This window comes from Amycolatopsis australiensis (assembly GCF_900119165.1).
Taxonomy (GTDB): Bacteria; Actinomycetota; Actinomycetes; order Mycobacteriales; family Pseudonocardiaceae; genus Amycolatopsis; species Amycolatopsis australiensis.
In genome coordinates this window covers 8998292-9013032 of sequence record NZ_FPJG01000006.1, presented here as the reverse complement: position 1 = coordinate 9013032, position 14741 = coordinate 8998292, and the positions used below count along the sequence as shown (strand labels likewise).

Genomic DNA, 14741 nt, shown 5'->3' with positions numbered 1-14741 from the left:
GTGGGGCCATGGCCGATCCCGAGCTCGTCCGATACACCCTCGACAACGGTCTGCGCGTGGTACTGGCACCCGACGCGACCGCGCCGGTGGTCGGCGTCAGCGTGCACTACGACGTGGGTTTCCGCTCCGAGCCGGAGGGGCGCACCGGTTTCGCGCACCTCTTCGAGCACCTGATGTTCCAGGGCTCGGAAAGCCTGGAGAAACTCGCGCACTTCCGGCACGTCCAGTCCAGCGGCGGCACCTTCAACGGGTCCACCCACCCGGACTACACCGACTACTTCGAGGTCCTGCCGAGCGCCGCGCTGGAGCGCGCGCTGTTCCTCGAGGCCGACCGGATGCGCGCGCCGAAGCTGACCGCCGAGAACCTGGCGAACCAGATCGACGTCGTCAAGGAAGAGATCCGGCTGAACGTGCTGAACCGGCCCTACGGCGGGTTCCCGTGGATCACCCTGCCGCCGGTGCTCTACTCGACGTTCCCCAACGCGCACAACGGCTACGGCGGCTTCGAGGACCTCGAAAGCGCCACGGTGGACGACTGCGCCGCGTTCTTCGACACCTACTACTCGCCGGCCAATGCCGTGCTCACGGTGGCGGGCGACTTCGAGGTCGGGAACGCCAAGAAGCTGATCGAGGACCACTTCGGCGACGTCCCGCACCGGCCCGCGCCGCGGCGGCCGTCGTTCGCCGAGCCGCTGCCCACCAGCGAGCTGCACGGCGAGGTCGAAGACCCGCACGCGCCGCTGCCCGCGCTCGGCATCGGCTACCGGATGCCCGACCCGATCAACGACGTCGACGGTTACCTGGCCTACCTCGTGCTGGCCGGCGTCCTGACCGACGGCGACGGCTCCCGCCTGCAGCAGCGGCTGGTGCACCGCGAGCCACTGGTCGTCGACATCGGCGCCGGCGCCGGGTTGTTCGGCCCGTTCGAGGCGCGCGACCCCGACACGTTCACCATCACCCTGATCCACCCGCACGAGGTGCCGCGCGAGCGCGTGCTCGCCGCGCTGGACGACGAGCTGGAGAAGCTCGCCGAGACCCCGCCGAGCGAGGAAGAGCTGCGCAAGGTCACCGCGCGCTGGACCGCGAGCCTGCACTCCGAGCACGACAGGCTGGTGTCCCGGACGCTGGCCCTCGGCTCGTTCGAGCTGCTCTACGGCGACGCGTCGCTGGTCTACAAGCTCGCGGACCGGATGTCCGCCGTCACCGCGGAAGCCGTCTCGGCGGCGGCGAAGGCGCTGCGCCCCGACGCGCGCGCCGTCCTGGTGGTCAAGCCCGCTTCGGAAGGGACCAACGAGCAGTGACTTCTGCAACGCACCGCAGCGCCGAGGAGATCGGCCGCACCACGCGGGGGCCGCGGCCGCTGCCGCCGCTCGGCGAGCAGCGGGCCGCCGCCGACCTGTCCCATGTGGACACCGAGCTGGCGAACGGCCTGCGCGTGCTGGCCGTGCGCAAGGCGACGGTGCCGATGGTCGAGGCCCGGCTGTGGATCCCGTTCGCGGGCGAAGACGCGCTCCACCCGGCGACGGCCGAGGTGCTCGCCGAGACGCTCATGACCGGCACGGCCCGGCGCGACCGCATCGAGATCGACGCCGAGCTGGCGCTCATCGGCGGCGACATCGGCGCCGGCGTCGACCCGGAACGCCTGGTGCTGACCGGGTCCGCGCTCGCCGAGAAGCTGCCGACGTTCCTCGACGTCCTCGGCGACGTCCTCACCGGGGCGACGTACGCCGACGACGAGATCGCGCGCGAGAAGGAGAGGCTGGTCGAGCGCATCGCCGTCTCGCGCACCCAGCCGCGCACGATCGCCCGGGAGGCCCTGCAGAAGCACCGCTACGGCGACCACCCCGCCACCCGCGAGGTGCCGCGTGCCGAAGACGTCGCGGTCGTGACACCCGAGCAGGTCCGCGCGCTGCACCGGGCGTCGGTGCTGCCGCGCGGTTCGGTGCTGGTGCTGGTCGGTGACATCGACCCCGACGGCGTCGTCGGCGACCTGGAGAAGGTGCTCGGCGGCTGGGCGTCGGACCGCTCCGCCGTGCGGCTGCCGCCGTTGCCGGAGCTGACCGGGCCGAGCGTGCGGCTGGTGCCGCGGGCGGGCGCGGTGCAGTCGCAGATCCGGCTCTCGGCGCAGACCGTGCCGCGCACCGACCCGGGTTACGCGGCGCTGCAGCTGGCGAACCTGGCCTTCGGCGGGTACTTCTCGTCGCGGCTGGTGGAGAACATCCGCGAGAACAAGGGGTACACGTACTCCGCGCACTCCGGGTTCGAGTTCACCGACGGCACCGCGGTGGTGAACGTGGACGCGGACACCGCGACGGAGGCGACCGCGCCGGCGCTGCTGGAGACGCGCTACGAGCTGGGCCGCCTCGGCCAGGTCCCGCCGTCCGGCGACGAGCTGGAGTCGGTGCGGCAGTACGCGATCGGCTCGCTGCTGACCTCGACGTCGTCGCAGTCCGGGCTGGCCGGTCAGGTGCTGGCGCTGGCCTCGACCGGGCTGGGTCTGGAGTGGCTGAACGAGCACCCGGCGCGGGTGGCGGCGGTGACGGCCGACGAGGTGGCTGAAGCGGCGCTGAAGTTCTTCGCCCCCAAGCGGTTCACGGGCGTGGTGGTCGGCGACGCGGCGGTCCTGGAGCGCAAGCTCCTGGCGCTCGGCGACGTCGTCGTGGGCGAGCCGGCCTGATGTCCGTCCCGTTCACCCTCGGTGCCCTGCCGACGCTGTCTCGGTCCACAGTGGACCGTCAGGAAGGCTTGCGCACCAACCCGTCCCGCCTGATGTCGCGCTGGGCCGACGCCCGGGTCGTGCTGCTCGACGACCAGGGCCGCACGCCGGTCGTCGAGGGTTCGGCCGTGCTGGCGTTCCGCAAGGCCGTCGACTTCGGCACCGCGCCGCCGTCGGACGCGGTGTTCCTGGGCGAGTGGCAGGACGTCGACTACTGGTCGCTGCCGGGCGGGCCGTCCGGCGAAGCCGACACGGTGCAGATGGCGGGCAGCTGGGGCTTCGTCGAGGAGGTCCCGCGCGCCGGCGGCGAGGTCTGGGTCGAGCTGCGCGGGTACGGCGACCTGCTGGACGACACGTCGGCGGGGCTGTTCACGACGGCACAAGCGCTGCGGTTCTGGCGGCGTCAGGCCAAGTTCTGCACGCGCTGCGGAAACCCGACGGAGCTGATCCAGTTCGGCTGGGCGAGCAAGTGCACGGGCTGCGGCCGCGAGGAGTACCCGCGGACGGACCCGGCGGTGATCTGCCTGGTCCACTCGCTGGAGGGCACCAACGGGTCGCACGTGCTGCTGGCCCGCCAGCCGATCTGGCCGGCGGGCCGGTATTCGGTACTGGCGGGCTTCGTGGAGGCGGGCGAGTCCCTGGAGGCCTGCGTGGTCCGCGAGATCCGCGAAGAGGTGGGCGCGGCGGTGTCGGACGTGCGGTACCTGGGCAGCCAGCCGTGGCCGTTCCCGCGGTCGATCATGCTGGGGTTCACGGCCCGCGCGGACCGATCGTTGCCCCTGATCCCGGCGGACGGCGAGATCGAAGAGGCGCTGTGGGTTTCGCGGGCAGAGGTGCGGCAGGCGTTCGAGAACAGCTCGTCCCGGTCAGGCGCCCGCCCGACACCGATCGCGGACGGCAAGGCGGAGATCATCCTGCCGGGGAACTCGTCCATCGCCCGCGTGATGCTCAAAGCCTGGGCGGACGCGGAGGAGTGAGTGGCGGGGGTACGCATCGGATGGTGCGCCCCCGCTTCACCCGAACGTTCGCGGTCGATCGGAACGCTTGCGGCTGGAGTGACATCAGGGATTCCTGAGGCCAAACCTCCTCACTTACGGCAATCAGTCGACTACCAGCGTGGCGGTATGTCGCCTGCGCGCCGGCTCGGAAGATCGAGCTGGGCGGGTTGTCGAACGAGGGGCCAGTCGATGGTGTCGACCGGTAAGCATCCGGCGAGTTGTGAGAAAGCCAAGGGGCACGTCTGCAGGTGTGGCAATTGCGGGGGTTCCCAGCACGGCTGGAAAGGCTGGGTCGAGTTCGCTCGCGAGCCGGAACAGGTCCGCGTCGAGAGACGGAGCTCCATTCTCGGGAAGTTGACGGAATGGTGGTCCGCGAAACGCGGGACGAGGCTCGGTAGCCGAGCCGGTGAAGTGGTCATGGATCTGGTGCGGATCGACTGCGCCGTGTGGCTGGCCCGCGAGAAGGACGGATCGGTGGAGCTGCCGAGGCAGCGCCGCGGACCCGAAGCCGCGCCGGGAGCTTCGTCCGATGATTCGCAGTCCATGACGGAGGAAAGCACTTCTGGTGCTCCGGCCCCCGAAGTGGCGTCGGTGGACGCTGGGCCATCGGCGGCACACGGAGAACAACCGGACAGACCGGCTGCGCTGGCTCAAGTGAACGCCTTCGCGAGTGCGATGACGGAAGGAATCTGGCAGGACGTCGTCGAGGACCTTCCGGGCAGCCCGGCGGAAGTCCGGGAGATCCGGTTGGAACTCGCCGATCACGGCTGGTGCGACCTGTTCATCGGTTTCGTGCGGGTCTTGGAGAAGTTCGGCAAGGCATTCGACGAGATCCCCGACCGGGCCAAGAAGATCATCGTCAAGACGATCCACCGATCGAGCCGGAGCGGAAAACGGCCCCTGCTCACCAAGTACGTGGTGGGCATCATCGTGGACAAGGCATGGGCGGCGTTCAAGGCTGCCACCGTCGCCCACTCGCCGCTGCTTGCCGTGCTGACCAGCGAAGAGCTTCTACGGAACATCCGCATGCTTGCCGTCTTCACCTGCCCGGCGCCGGAGAAGCACGAGGAAGTCCGGGAGCACGCCGTTGAACCGCTGGCCGACGATGTTCAGGGCTATGTGTCGGACCAGGCCAAGGAGTGGCTGACGAAGCAGTTCGGCCTGCCTGGCCGCGAGGTCCGGGTGGCACGCGAGACGTCTGCGTAAGCGACCTGCCACGAGACGTGACCAACCGGCCCCGGCTACCCGCCGGGGCCGTTCTCGTTGCGCCGTGTGCACGTCGGGGCCGAGTGGCGCAGCGGCCGGCAAGCGTTACCCGGCCGTTTCAAGAGACCGTTGACGGCTGTGCTCCGGCTCACTACAGTCCCCGGAAACCGTCTGTAAAGTATCCTAATTAAGTCGGGAGTCGAACGAAGTGCGAGCCGGTAGCCCGCGGATGCTGCGCGAGATCAACGATCGCGCGGCCATCGAGGTCCTCCTCCGGGAAGGCCCGCTGACCCGCGCCGAGCTGGAGCTCGCCATCGGACTGTCCAAACCCGCCACCGCGCAGCTGCTCACTCGGCTCGAACAGGACAACCTGGTGGTCAAGGCCGGTGTCCGCGGTGGCGGACGCGGCCCCCGCGCCCAGCTCTGGGCCGCGAACGGCGCCCTCGCCTTCGTCGCCGCCGTCGACCTGACCCCGCACGTCGCCGACTTCGTCGTCGCCGATGTCGCCGGGGTCGTGCTCGCCGAATACCGGACTCCGCTGCCCGTGCACGAAGGCGCCGACGTCGTCGGGACCTTCGGCGAAGCCCTGAGCCAGGTCGCCGAAGCAGCCGGAATCAAAAGAGAAGACCTGGCCCACGTCGTGATCGGCGCGCAGGGGGCGTTCGATCCGCGGACCGGCCTGCTCTCCTCCGCTCCGCACATCCCCGGCTGGCTCGGCTTCGACGTCCCGCAGAAGCTGTCCGACGAGCTCGGCGTCGACGTCCACATCGAAAACGACGTCAACCTCGTCGCCGTCGAGGAGATGACCGTCGGCAAGGCGCAGGACGTCGACGACTTCGTCATGGTGTGGCTGTCCGAAGGCGTCGGCGGTGCCGTCGTCATCGGACGCCGGCTGCTGCGCGGGGCCACCGGCGGGGGCGGCGAGATCGACTGGATGCGCGTGCCCGATCCGGCCACAGTGGACACCGGGGACGTCTGGCCTGCGGCCGGCGCCCGGTTCGGCAACCTCGTCGACTCGCCCGCCATCTGCCGGCTCGCCGCCGCGCACGGCATCGAAGCCGAGACCGCGTGGGACGCCGTGGCGAAGGCGGGGAAACAGCACTCGTTCCTGGACGACCTCGCGAAGCGCGTGGCCGGGGGAGTGGCCAACCTCGTCGCGGTCGCCGACCCGCAGCTCGTGCTCCTCTGCGGCGACACCAGCCGCGCCGGCGGCGAGAACTTCGCCGCCCTCGTCCAGGAGAAGCTGCACGAACTGGTCCTGCCGCGCACGCCCGTCGGCTGTGCGTCGGTGCAGGGCAACGCCGTGCGCGCCGGCGCGCTGCAGTCCGCGCTGGCCACCACCCGTGAGGACGTCTTCGGCGTCGTCACCCCCACGCTCCTCGGGTCGCAGGCCCGAGGACGAAAGCACCCGTCCCCGACCGAGTAGCCCAACCGATGAGGAGGAGGGCCATGCCCCCTACCACCCGGACCCGCCGCGGCTCGCTGTTAGTCGTCGCCGCCGCGGCGTCCGTCCTGCTGACCAGCGCCTGCTCCGGCGCCGCCGCGCCGAGCGGGGGTGACGCGGCGGCCGCGCCCGGCAAGGACGACAAGCTCACGCTCACCGTGTACTCCAAGTTCACCGACCGCGAGTACGGCGTGGTCACCGCGGGGCTCAACAAGCTCAAGGCCAAGTTCCCGAACATCGAGATCAAGCACGAGGGCAACCAGGACGACGACAAGCTGACCCAGTCGATCCGCGGTGGCAATCCACCGGACGTCGCGATCTCCTTCTACACCGACAACCTCGGCGCGTGGTGCTCGACGGGCAGCTTCCAGGACCTCAAGCCCTACATCGAGCGCGACAAGATCGACCTGAACCAGATCCCGGACGCCGTCCGCAACTACACCGAGTACCAGGGCAAGCGGTGCGCGATGCCGATGCTCGCCGACGTCTACGGGATGTACTACAACACCGACATGTTCGCCGCGAAGGGCATCACCTCGCCGCCGAAGACGATGTCCGAGCTGTTCGAGGACACCAAGAAGCTCACCGAGTTCAACCCGGACGGCTCGATCAAGGTCGCCGGCTTCCTGCCCTCGATGCCGTTCTACGCCAACCAGGCCCAGTACTGGGCGCAGTACTTCGGCGCGCCCTTCCTCGGCCCGGACGGCAAGTCCGACCTCGCCACCAACCCCGGCTGGAAGGCGATGTTCGAGTTCCAGAAGCAGCTCATCGACTTCTACGGCGGCCACGAAAAGGTCGAGAAGTTCAAGGCGGGCCTCGGTGACGAGTACTCCGCCGACCACGGCTTCCACAAGGGCAAGCTCGCCATGATCATCGACGGCGAGTTCCGCACCGCGTTCCTCAAGGACCAGGCACCGGACGTCAAGTACCAAACCGCGCCGTTCCCGGTGCTCGACAGCATGGCTGACCACTACGGCGGCGGCTTCACCACCGGCACGATCATCGCCATCCCGAAGGGCGCCAAGAACCCCGGCGCCGCGTGGGAGCTTATCAAGCAGGTCACCCTCGACACCGACACGCTGGTGGAGATGGCCAACGGCCTGAAGAACGTGCCCAGCACCAAGGCGTCGCTCACCTCGCCGAAGCTGGACCTGCAGCCGCAGTTCAAGACGTTCCTCGACATCTACGACAGCGGCAAGCTGGTCGCCAACCAGACCACCCCGATCGGCGACGCGCACCTCAAGGCGGTCAACGACTTCGCCGAGAAGTGGCAGGCCGGGTCGATCCCCGACCTGACCGCGGGCCTGGCCAAGGTCGACGCGCAGGTCAACGACGAGCTGAAGCAGAAGGGCGCGGGCGGATGACGTCCACGCTCGCCGAAAAGGCATCCCCGTCCGCACCTGCGAAGGTGCGGACGGGGGCCCGCCGGGCCAAGCGCCGCCGGACCGTCGTCTTCTTCATGGCCCCGGCGTTCCTCGGGTTCCTGATCTTCTTCGGCTACCCGCTGATCGCCACGGTCTACTACTCCTTCACCCGGTACGACCTGATCAACGCGCCGGTGTTCGTCGGCTTCGACAACTACGTCCGGATGTTCACCAGCGAGCCGCTGGTCGGCACGGCCGCCTACAACACGCTGTGGCTGGTGGTCGTCCTCACGGTCTGCCGGGTGGTGTTCTCCCTCGGCGTCGCGTCGGTGATCTCGCGGCTGAAGTCGGGCGTCGGGCTGGTCCGGACGCTCTGCTACCTGCCGACGCTCGCCCCGCCCGCGGCGGCGACCCTGGCGTTCGTCTTCGTGTTCAACCCGGAGTTCGGCCCGGTCAACCGGTTCCTGCGGCTCGTCGGCATCGACGGCGGGCTCTGGTTCAACAGCCCGGCGATGTCGAAGCCGGCGTTGACGCTGCTGGCACTGTGGGGCTCCGGCGAGCTGATGATCATCATCCTGGCCGCGCTGCTGGACGTCCCGACCGAGCAGTACGAGGCTGCGGAACTCGACGGCGCCGGCCCGATCCGCCGGTTCTGGCACGTCACGCTGCCGTCGATCTCGCCGGTGCTGCTGTTCGGCGTGGTCAACTCGATCATCTACGCGCTGCAGTTCTTCACCCAGGCGATCGTGGCGGCGTCGGCTTCGGCCGGAACCGCGGATGTCGCGGGCAACTCCAAGCTCATCGGGGCACCGCAGAACTCGACGCTGACGTACCCGATCTGGCTGTACGTCCAGGGTTTCCGCTACTTCAACATGGGCTACGCGGCGGCGATGGCCGTCCTGCTGTTCATCGTGTCCGCGGCCTTCACGTGGATTCTCGTACGGCAGCTGCGGAAGTCCCAGCACCAGGAGGAGGGCGCATGACCGCCGTGGCCGAAGCGCCGCAGCGCGAAGCGGGCGTACCGCCGAAGGTGCGGTTCAAGCGGAACTGGGACAAGCGGCTGTCGTTCATCGCGCTGCATTCGGTCGGCATCGCCATGGGCGTGATCTTCATGCTGCCCATCCTGTTCGTCTTCCTCACCGCGGTGATGAAGAGCGACCAGGCGATGACGGCGAGCCTGTGGCCGAGCGAATGGCACTTCGAGAACTTCGTGACGGTGTTCAAGAAGGCGCCGCTGCTGGAGTACTTCGGCAACAGCCTGCTGTATTCGGCGTGCGCCACGGCGGGTGCGCTGCTTTCGGCGATTCCGGCGGCCTACGGGCTGGCGAAACTGCGGTGGCGCGGGCAGAACCTGTTCTTCATGCTGACCGTGGCCGCGATGCTGCTGCCGCCGCAGGTCACCGTCGTGCCGCTGTACGACCTGTGGGTCCGGATGGGCCTGACCGGCACGCTGGTTCCGCTGATCGTGCCGTACTTCTTCTTCGACGCGTTCTCGATCTTCCTGCTCCGGCAGTTCTTCCTCACCATTCCGAAGGACTACATCGAAGCGGCGAAGATCGACGGCTGCAACGAGTTCCAGGCGATGTACCGGGTGCTGATCCCGATGGCCAAGCCGGGTATCGCCGCCACCGCGATGTTCTGTTTCCTGTTCACCTGGAACGACTACTTCGGGCCGCTGCTCTACACCGGCGAGAACCAGGACCACTGGCCGCTTTCGCTGGCCATCGCGTCCTTCCGCGGCATGCACCACGTCGAATGGAACATGACGATGGCCGCGACCGCGCTGATCATGGCGCCGGTGATCGTGCTGTTCGTGTTCGCGCAGAAGTCGTTCGTCAAGGGCATCACATTCACGGGAGTCAAGGGATGAAGCTGGCAGTCGTCGGTGGCGGGTCCACCTACACGCCGGAGCTGATCGACGGGATCGCCGGGCGCCGGTCCACTTTGGACGTCGACGAGATCGTGCTGGTCGACCCGGACGCCTACCGCGTCGAGGCCGTCGGCGGATTCAGCCAGCGGCTGCTCGACCACGCGGGCCACCCGGCACGGGTCAAGACTACGCAGTCGCTGGAAGAGGGCGTCGACGGCGCTTCGGCGGTCCTGATCCAGCTGCGGGTCGGCGGGCAGCGGGCGCGGCGCTCGGACGAGACGTTCCCGCACGCCTGCGGGTGCGTCGGGCAGGAGACGACCGGCGCGGGCGGCCTCGCCAAGGCCCTGCGAACCGTGCCGGTGGTCCTGGACATCGCCGACCGCGTCCGCAAGATCGCCGGCGACGACACGTGGATCGTCAACTTCACCAACCCGGTCGGCATCGTCACGCGGGCCCTGCTCAACGAGGGCCACCGCGCGGTCGGGCTGTGCAACGTCGCGATCAACCTGCAGCGCCAGTTCGGGAAGCTCCTCCAGGTCGGTGCGGACGACGTCAAGCTCGTCCACACCGGGCTGAACCACCTGAGCTGGGAGCGCGGCGCGCTCGTCGACGGCGTCGACCGGCTGCCGGAGCTGCTCGACCAGCACCTCGGCTACCTGTCGAACGAGGTCAGCGTGCCGGAAGAGTGGCTGCGGCGGATGAACGTCGTGCCGTCGTACTACCTGAAGTACTTCTACGCGCACGACGAGCAGGTCACCAAGCAGCGCACCGAACGGCCGCGCGCGGACGTCGTCTCCGACGTCGAGGAAGAGCTGCTGAAGATCTACCTCGACCCGGAGCGGAACACCAAGCCGGAGTCGCTGGAGAAGCGCGGCGGGGCGTACTACTCCGAGGCAGCGGTGCAGCTCGTGCACGCGCTGACCGCGGGCGGCCCGGCCGAGGAGCACGTGGTGAACGTGCGCAACGACGGCACTTTCCCGTTCCTGCCGGACGACGCCGTCATCGAAGCGCGATCCACTGTGGACTTGAAGGGGGCGAAGCCGATCCCGCAGCCGCCGGTGGAGCCGCGGTTCTCGGGGCTCATCGCGGCGACCACGGCGTACGAGTTCCTCGCGCTCGAGGCGGCGCTGAAGGGCGGCCGCGACCGCGTGGCCGACGCCCTGCTCGCGCACCCGCTGGTCGGCCAGTACAGCAAGGCCGACACGCTCGCCGATTCGCTGGTGCAGATCAACCGCGAGTACCTGCCCTGGGCCCGCGGATGAAGCCTGCCATCATCGCGATCGACGGCGGCAACAGCAAGACCGAGGTCCTCGTGGTCTCGGAAGACGGCGTCGTTCTGGGGCAGTCCCGCGGCCCCGGCGCGTCGCCGCAGAACATCGGCGTCGCGGGCTGCGTCGCGGCGCTGGAAGACCTCGTTTTGGAGGCGTACCCCACCTTCGGGACGCGGCCGGACGCGGTCCACACCTCCGCGTATCTGGCCGGGCTCGACTTCCCGCGCGAGGAGGAAGCGCTGCACGCGGCGCTGGCCGCGCGCGGGTGGAGCGACACCCTGACCGTCGGCAACGACACGCTCGCGCTGCTCCGGGCGGGCAGCGCGGGCGTGGGCGTGGCGGTGGTGTGCGGCGCCGGGATCAACGGCGCCGGTGTCGGGCCCGACGGCCGCGTCCACCGCTTTCCCGCGCTGGGCAAGATCTCCGGTGACTGGGGTGGCGGCTACCGGCTCGGCGAGGAAGCGCTGTGGTGGGCCGTGCGCGCGGAAGACGGCCGCGGCCCGCGGACGGCGCTGATGCCGGCGGTGGCCCGCTACTTCGGGAAGCCGACGCTGCTGGACGTCGTGCAGGGCCTGCACTTCGAGGAGATCGACCCGGCCTCGATCCACGGGCTGTGCCCGCTGCTGTTCGAGGTGGCGGCGGCGGGCGACGAGGTCGCGGCGGACGTCGTGACGCGGTTCGTCGAGGAGGTCAGCGTCTTCGCGGCGGTGATTCTCCGGAAGCTGGACCTCACCGAGGACGACCCGGAGATCATCCTCGGCGGCGGAGTGCTGACCGGGGTAGGCGCGCCGGTGATCGCGGAGATCGAGAAGCGGTGCCTGAAGGTGGCGCCGCGCGCGGTGGTCCGGGTCGTCGACGTGAACCCCGTGGTGGGAGCGGCGTTGTTCGGATTGGACACGCTGGGCGCGCCGGAGGCCGCGAAGGCCTCGCTGAAGGCGGCGACCCAGCGCACCTAGACCTGGTGGCCTGCCTCGAAGCGGCGCGAGGCAGGCCACCAGACCCGTTACGGCACCAGGACTTCGCCGGTCTCCAGCAGGGACTTGAGGTCCGAGAGCACCCAGTCCCAGCCGCCACCGGCGTTTTCACCCGGGCCGGCGTTGACGTCTTCGTGCACCCCGCCGACCATCTCGGCGGTGAGCGGCGCACCGGTGACGTCGTGGGTGACGGTCAGTCTGGTGCCGGCGGTCTTGGTCTCTTCGATGTCGTAGGTGACCGTCGTGTACGGCTCGGCGGCCATGCCTTCGAGGCCCATCAGCAGCTTCCAGGTGATGACGAGCTTGCGCGGCGGATCCACTTCGAGCACTTCGCCGTCGACGAGGTCGCCGGTGATGCCCGCGTCGATGAACGCCTGCGTCGGGCGGGTGCGGTGCTTGCCGCCGGGCTTGAGGTCGAAGTCGGCGAGGCCGGTGTAGCCGTACTTCTGCGTCCACTCGGGCTTGGTGATGGCCTCCCAGATGCGCTCCGGGGTCGCCTTGATGTAAACGCGGTGGACCTGCACGGTCTTCGTCATGGTTCTTCGCCTTCCAGTTCGTTCTTGAGGTCGAGCAGCGCGGTGACCTGGCGCTCGGTGTACTTGTCGATCCACCGGTCGTGGATCTGCCGGATCGGGACGGGGTTGAGGAAGTGCCGCTTCTCGCGGCCCTCCTTCCGCGCCACGACGAGTCCGGCTTCCTCCAGCAGCTTCAGGTGCTTCATGACGCCGAAGCGGGTCATGTCCACCTGGGTCTCCAGCTCGGTGAGCGTGCGGCCGTCACGCTCGAAGAGCAGGTCGAGCAGGAACCGGCGGGTCGGATCCGCCAGCGCCTTGAACACCAGGTCGTCGTCGGGCACGAAGGAAGAATAGGTGACCAAAAGGTCACATGTCAACCCGTGAAGAAGGCCGCCACCCGCGGTGGGGTGACGGCCTTCGTTCGCGGCTAAACGATCAGCGACAGCGGCAGGATCAGCGCGATCGCGACCACGGAGATCAGCGTCTCCATCACCGACCAGCTCTTCAGTGTCTGGCCGACCGACAGGCCGAAGTACTCCTTGACCAGCCAGAACCCGGCGTCGTTGACGTGCGAGAAGAACAGCGACCCGGCGCCGATCGCGAGCACCAGCAGCGCGCTGTGCGACGGGTCCATCCCCGCGGCCAGCGGGGCCACGATGCCCGCCGCGGAGACCGTCGCCACCGTGGCCGAGCCGGTGGCCAGCCGGATCGCCACCGCGACCAGCCAGCCGAGCAGCAGCGGCGACAGGTCCGCGTCCTTGGCCAGGCCCGTGATGACGTCGCCCACGCCCGCGTCGACCAGCGTCTGCTTGAACCCGCCGCCCGCGCCGACGATCAGGATGATCCCGGCGATCGGGCCCAGCGAGTCGGCGACCACGGTGGACAGCCGCGCGCGGCCCAGCCCGGCCGGCCGGCCGAGCAGCACCATGCCGACCAGCACGGCGGCCAGCAGCGCGATCAGCGGGTCGCCGACGAAGTCGAGGACCTTGCGGGCCTGGGCTCCCTTGCCCAGCAGGATGTCGGAAAGCGCCTTCGCGAGCATGAGCACGACCGGCAGCAGGACCGTCGTGAGCGTGGCGGCGAAGCTGGGCCGCGGCTTGTCCGTGTCGGCGCGCTCGGGGATGAGCCGCTCGGGCGGCTGCGCGTCCGGCACCAGCCGGGCCGCGACGCGGGCGAACAGCGGGCCGGCGACGACCAGCGTCGGGATGCCGACGAGCAGGCCGAACGCTAGCGTCACCCCGACGTTCGCGTTGAGCGCGCCCGCCGCGGCGAGCGGGCCGGGGTGCGGCGGGACGAGGCCGTGCAGCACCGAGAGCCCGGCGACGGCCGGAATCCCCAGCAGCAGCAACGGTTTCCCGGTGCGCTTGGCCGCCAGCAGCACCACCGGGATGAGCATGACGAGCCCGATCTCGAAGAACATCGGCAGCCCGATCAGCGCCGCCACGAGCGCCATCGCCCAGGGCAGCGCGCCGCCGCGGGCCTTGCCGAGCACGGTGTCGACGATCTGGTCGGCGCCACCGGAGTCGGCCAGCAGCTTGCCGAGCATCGCGCCGAGGGCGATCAGGATGCCGACGGACGCGACCGTGCTGCCGACGCCGTTCGTGAAGCTCTTGAGCAGCTTGTCGACCGGCATCCCGGCGGTCAGGCCGAGCACGAGCGAGCCGAGGACGAGCGACAGGAACGGGTGCAGCTTCACCTTCGTGATCAGCACGACGATCACGGCGATCGCGACGACCGTCGCGACGATCAGGCGCGTGTCGTGGCCGGTCCAGGCGGCGGCGAGGGTGGTGGTCATGAGCGCTCCCGGAATGCGGTCAGGACGGCTTCGGTGATCTCCTGGGGAGTGCCGCCCGTGTTGTCGAAGACGGCGCCGGACTCGTCCGGCTGGAGGGGCTCCAGGTCGGCGAGCTGCGAGTCCAGCAGCGACACCGGCATGAAGTGACCGGTGCGGGTCTTCATGCGCTCGGCCAGGAGCGCGCGGTCGACCTGGAGGTGGGCGAACCAGACGTCGCCACCGCTTCTCAGCACGTCGCGGTACCGGCGCTTGAGCGCCGAGGACGTCACGACGCCGCCGCCGGCCTGGTGGTCGCGGATCCAGCCGGCGATGGCTTCGAGCCAGGGGGCACGGTCTTCGTCGGTCAGCGGGTGGCCGGCGGTCATCTTCTCGATGTTGGCCTTCGGATGGAACGTGTCCGCCTCGGCGTAGCCGACGTCCAGTGCCCGCGCGAGCGCCGTGCCGATCGTCGTCTTGCCGGAGCCTGACACCCCCATCACCACGATGACGGTCATCCGCACCTCCCACTTCGTTGTGCCCAGGTGAGTCAAGCTCAAAAGTACTACTTATTCAAGATGAAGTACTACTTAATCGAATCAGACGGCTAGG

The 14741-nt window shown here is 69.4% G+C and carries 14 protein-coding genes; 10 read left to right on the top strand and 4 right to left on the bottom strand.

Annotated elements, in window-relative coordinates; all coding sequences use genetic code 11:
* The first annotated feature begins 8 nt into the window (after nt 1-8).
* The 10 genes from BT341_RS42865 (at nt 9) to BT341_RS42820 (ending at nt 11825) form a co-directional block, all read left to right on the top strand.
* Complete coding sequence (locus BT341_RS42865; RefSeq protein WP_072481642.1) at nt 9-1301, top strand: M16 family metallopeptidase; 1293 nt, start codon at nt 9-11, stop codon at nt 1299-1301.
* Nucleotides 1298-2677, top strand: coding sequence for a M16 family metallopeptidase (locus tag BT341_RS42860; RefSeq protein ID WP_072481641.1), 1380 nt, complete (start codon nt 1298-1300; stop codon nt 2675-2677). The genes BT341_RS42865 and BT341_RS42860 overlap by 4 nt, the downstream gene beginning before the upstream one ends.
* On the top strand, nt 2677-3693 hold the full coding sequence (gene nudC / locus BT341_RS42855) for an NAD(+) diphosphatase (protein WP_072481640.1): 1017 nt from the start codon (nt 2677-2679) through the stop codon (nt 3691-3693). Before BT341_RS42860 ends, nudC begins: the two co-directional genes overlap by 1 nt.
* A 438-nt stretch (nt 3694-4131) precedes the next feature.
* On the top strand, nt 4132-4920 hold the full coding sequence (locus BT341_RS42850; RefSeq protein ID WP_143168820.1) for a hypothetical protein: 789 nt from the start codon (nt 4132-4134) through the stop codon (nt 4918-4920).
* Nucleotides 4921-5149: 229 nt separating this feature from the next.
* Nucleotides 5150-6346 carry an ROK family transcriptional regulator gene (locus BT341_RS42845; protein ID WP_072481638.1) on the top strand — a complete coding sequence of 399 codons (1197 nt, stop codon included), beginning with the start codon at nt 5150-5152 and terminating at the stop codon, nt 6344-6346.
* Between the two features lie 23 nt (nt 6347-6369).
* Nucleotides 6370-7728, top strand: coding sequence for an extracellular solute-binding protein (locus BT341_RS42840; protein WP_072481637.1), 1359 nt, complete (start codon nt 6370-6372; stop codon nt 7726-7728).
* Nucleotides 7725-8711, top strand: a complete 987-nt coding sequence (locus BT341_RS42835) for a carbohydrate ABC transporter permease (RefSeq protein ID WP_072481636.1) — start codon at nt 7725-7727, stop codon at nt 8709-8711. Before BT341_RS42840 ends, BT341_RS42835 begins: the two co-directional genes overlap by 4 nt.
* Nucleotides 8708-9598 (top strand): carbohydrate ABC transporter permease, encoded by an 891-nt coding sequence (locus BT341_RS42830; protein ID WP_072481635.1) that lies wholly within the window; start codon nt 8708-8710, stop codon nt 9596-9598. The genes BT341_RS42835 and BT341_RS42830 overlap by 4 nt, the downstream gene beginning before the upstream one ends.
* Entirely contained in the window at nt 9595-10860 is a 1266-nt protein-coding gene (locus tag BT341_RS42825) for a 6-phospho-beta-glucosidase (RefSeq protein ID WP_072481634.1), read from the top strand. The genes BT341_RS42830 and BT341_RS42825 overlap by 4 nt, the downstream gene beginning before the upstream one ends.
* Nucleotides 10857-11825, top strand: coding sequence for an N-acetylglucosamine kinase (locus BT341_RS42820; RefSeq protein ID WP_072481633.1), 969 nt, complete (start codon nt 10857-10859; stop codon nt 11823-11825). Before BT341_RS42825 ends, BT341_RS42820 begins: the two co-directional genes overlap by 4 nt.
* Nucleotides 11826-11872: 47 nt before the next feature.
* On the opposite strand, the gene BT341_RS42815 is transcribed toward BT341_RS42820, so the two are convergent.
* The 4 genes from BT341_RS42815 to BT341_RS42800 form a co-directional block, all read right to left on the bottom strand.
* Nucleotides 11873-12379 carry an SRPBCC domain-containing protein gene (locus BT341_RS42815; RefSeq protein ID WP_072481632.1) on the bottom strand — a complete coding sequence of 169 codons (507 nt, stop codon included), beginning with the start codon at nt 12377-12379 and terminating at the stop codon, nt 11873-11875.
* Nucleotides 12376-12699: an ArsR/SmtB family transcription factor gene (locus BT341_RS42810; protein WP_072482494.1), complete on the bottom strand. Its 324-nt coding sequence runs from the start codon at nt 12697-12699 to the stop codon at nt 12376-12378. The genes BT341_RS42815 and BT341_RS42810 overlap by 4 nt, the downstream gene beginning before the upstream one ends.
* Before the next feature lie 86 nt (nt 12700-12785).
* On the bottom strand, nt 12786-14153 hold the full coding sequence (locus BT341_RS42805) for a GntT/GntP/DsdX family permease (protein WP_072481631.1): 1368 nt from the start codon (nt 14151-14153) through the stop codon (nt 12786-12788).
* A complete protein-coding gene (locus tag BT341_RS42800; RefSeq protein WP_072481630.1) occupies nt 14150-14647 on the bottom strand; it encodes a gluconokinase in 498 nt (165 codons plus the stop codon). Before BT341_RS42800 ends, BT341_RS42805 begins: the two co-directional genes overlap by 4 nt.
* Nucleotides 14648-14741: the final 94 nt, after the last annotated feature.

Bases quoted from the DNA above. Each gene is read 5' to 3' on its own strand.
- BT341_RS42865 (WP_072481642.1), top strand. From the start codon at position 9: ATGGCCGATCCCGAGCTCGTCCGATACACCCTCGACAACGGTCTGCGC.
- nudC (WP_072481640.1), top strand. From the start codon at position 2,677: ATGTCCGTCCCGTTCACCCTCGGTGCCCTGCCGACGCTGTCTCGGTCC.
- BT341_RS42850 (WP_143168820.1), top strand. From the start codon at position 4,132: ATGGATCTGGTGCGGATCGACTGCGCCGTGTGGCTGGCCCGCGAGAAG.
- BT341_RS42845 (WP_072481638.1), top strand. From the start codon at position 5,150: ATGCTGCGCGAGATCAACGATCGCGCGGCCATCGAGGTCCTCCTCCGG.
- BT341_RS42840 (WP_072481637.1), top strand. From the start codon at position 6,370: ATGCCCCCTACCACCCGGACCCGCCGCGGCTCGCTGTTAGTCGTCGCC.
- BT341_RS42835 (WP_072481636.1), top strand. From the start codon at position 7,725: ATGACGTCCACGCTCGCCGAAAAGGCATCCCCGTCCGCACCTGCGAAG.
- BT341_RS42830 (WP_072481635.1), top strand. From the start codon at position 8,708: ATGACCGCCGTGGCCGAAGCGCCGCAGCGCGAAGCGGGCGTACCGCCG.
- BT341_RS42825 (WP_072481634.1), top strand. From the start codon at position 9,595: ATGAAGCTGGCAGTCGTCGGTGGCGGGTCCACCTACACGCCGGAGCTG.
- BT341_RS42820 (WP_072481633.1), top strand. From the start codon at position 10,857: ATGAAGCCTGCCATCATCGCGATCGACGGCGGCAACAGCAAGACCGAG.
- BT341_RS42815 (WP_072481632.1), bottom strand. From the start codon at position 12,379: ATGACGAAGACCGTGCAGGTCCACCGCGTTTACATCAAGGCGACCCCG.
- BT341_RS42805 (WP_072481631.1), bottom strand. From the start codon at position 14,153: ATGACCACCACCCTCGCCGCCGCCTGGACCGGCCACGACACGCGCCTG.
- BT341_RS42800 (WP_072481630.1), bottom strand. From the start codon at position 14,647: ATGACCGTCATCGTGGTGATGGGGGTGTCAGGCTCCGGCAAGACGACG.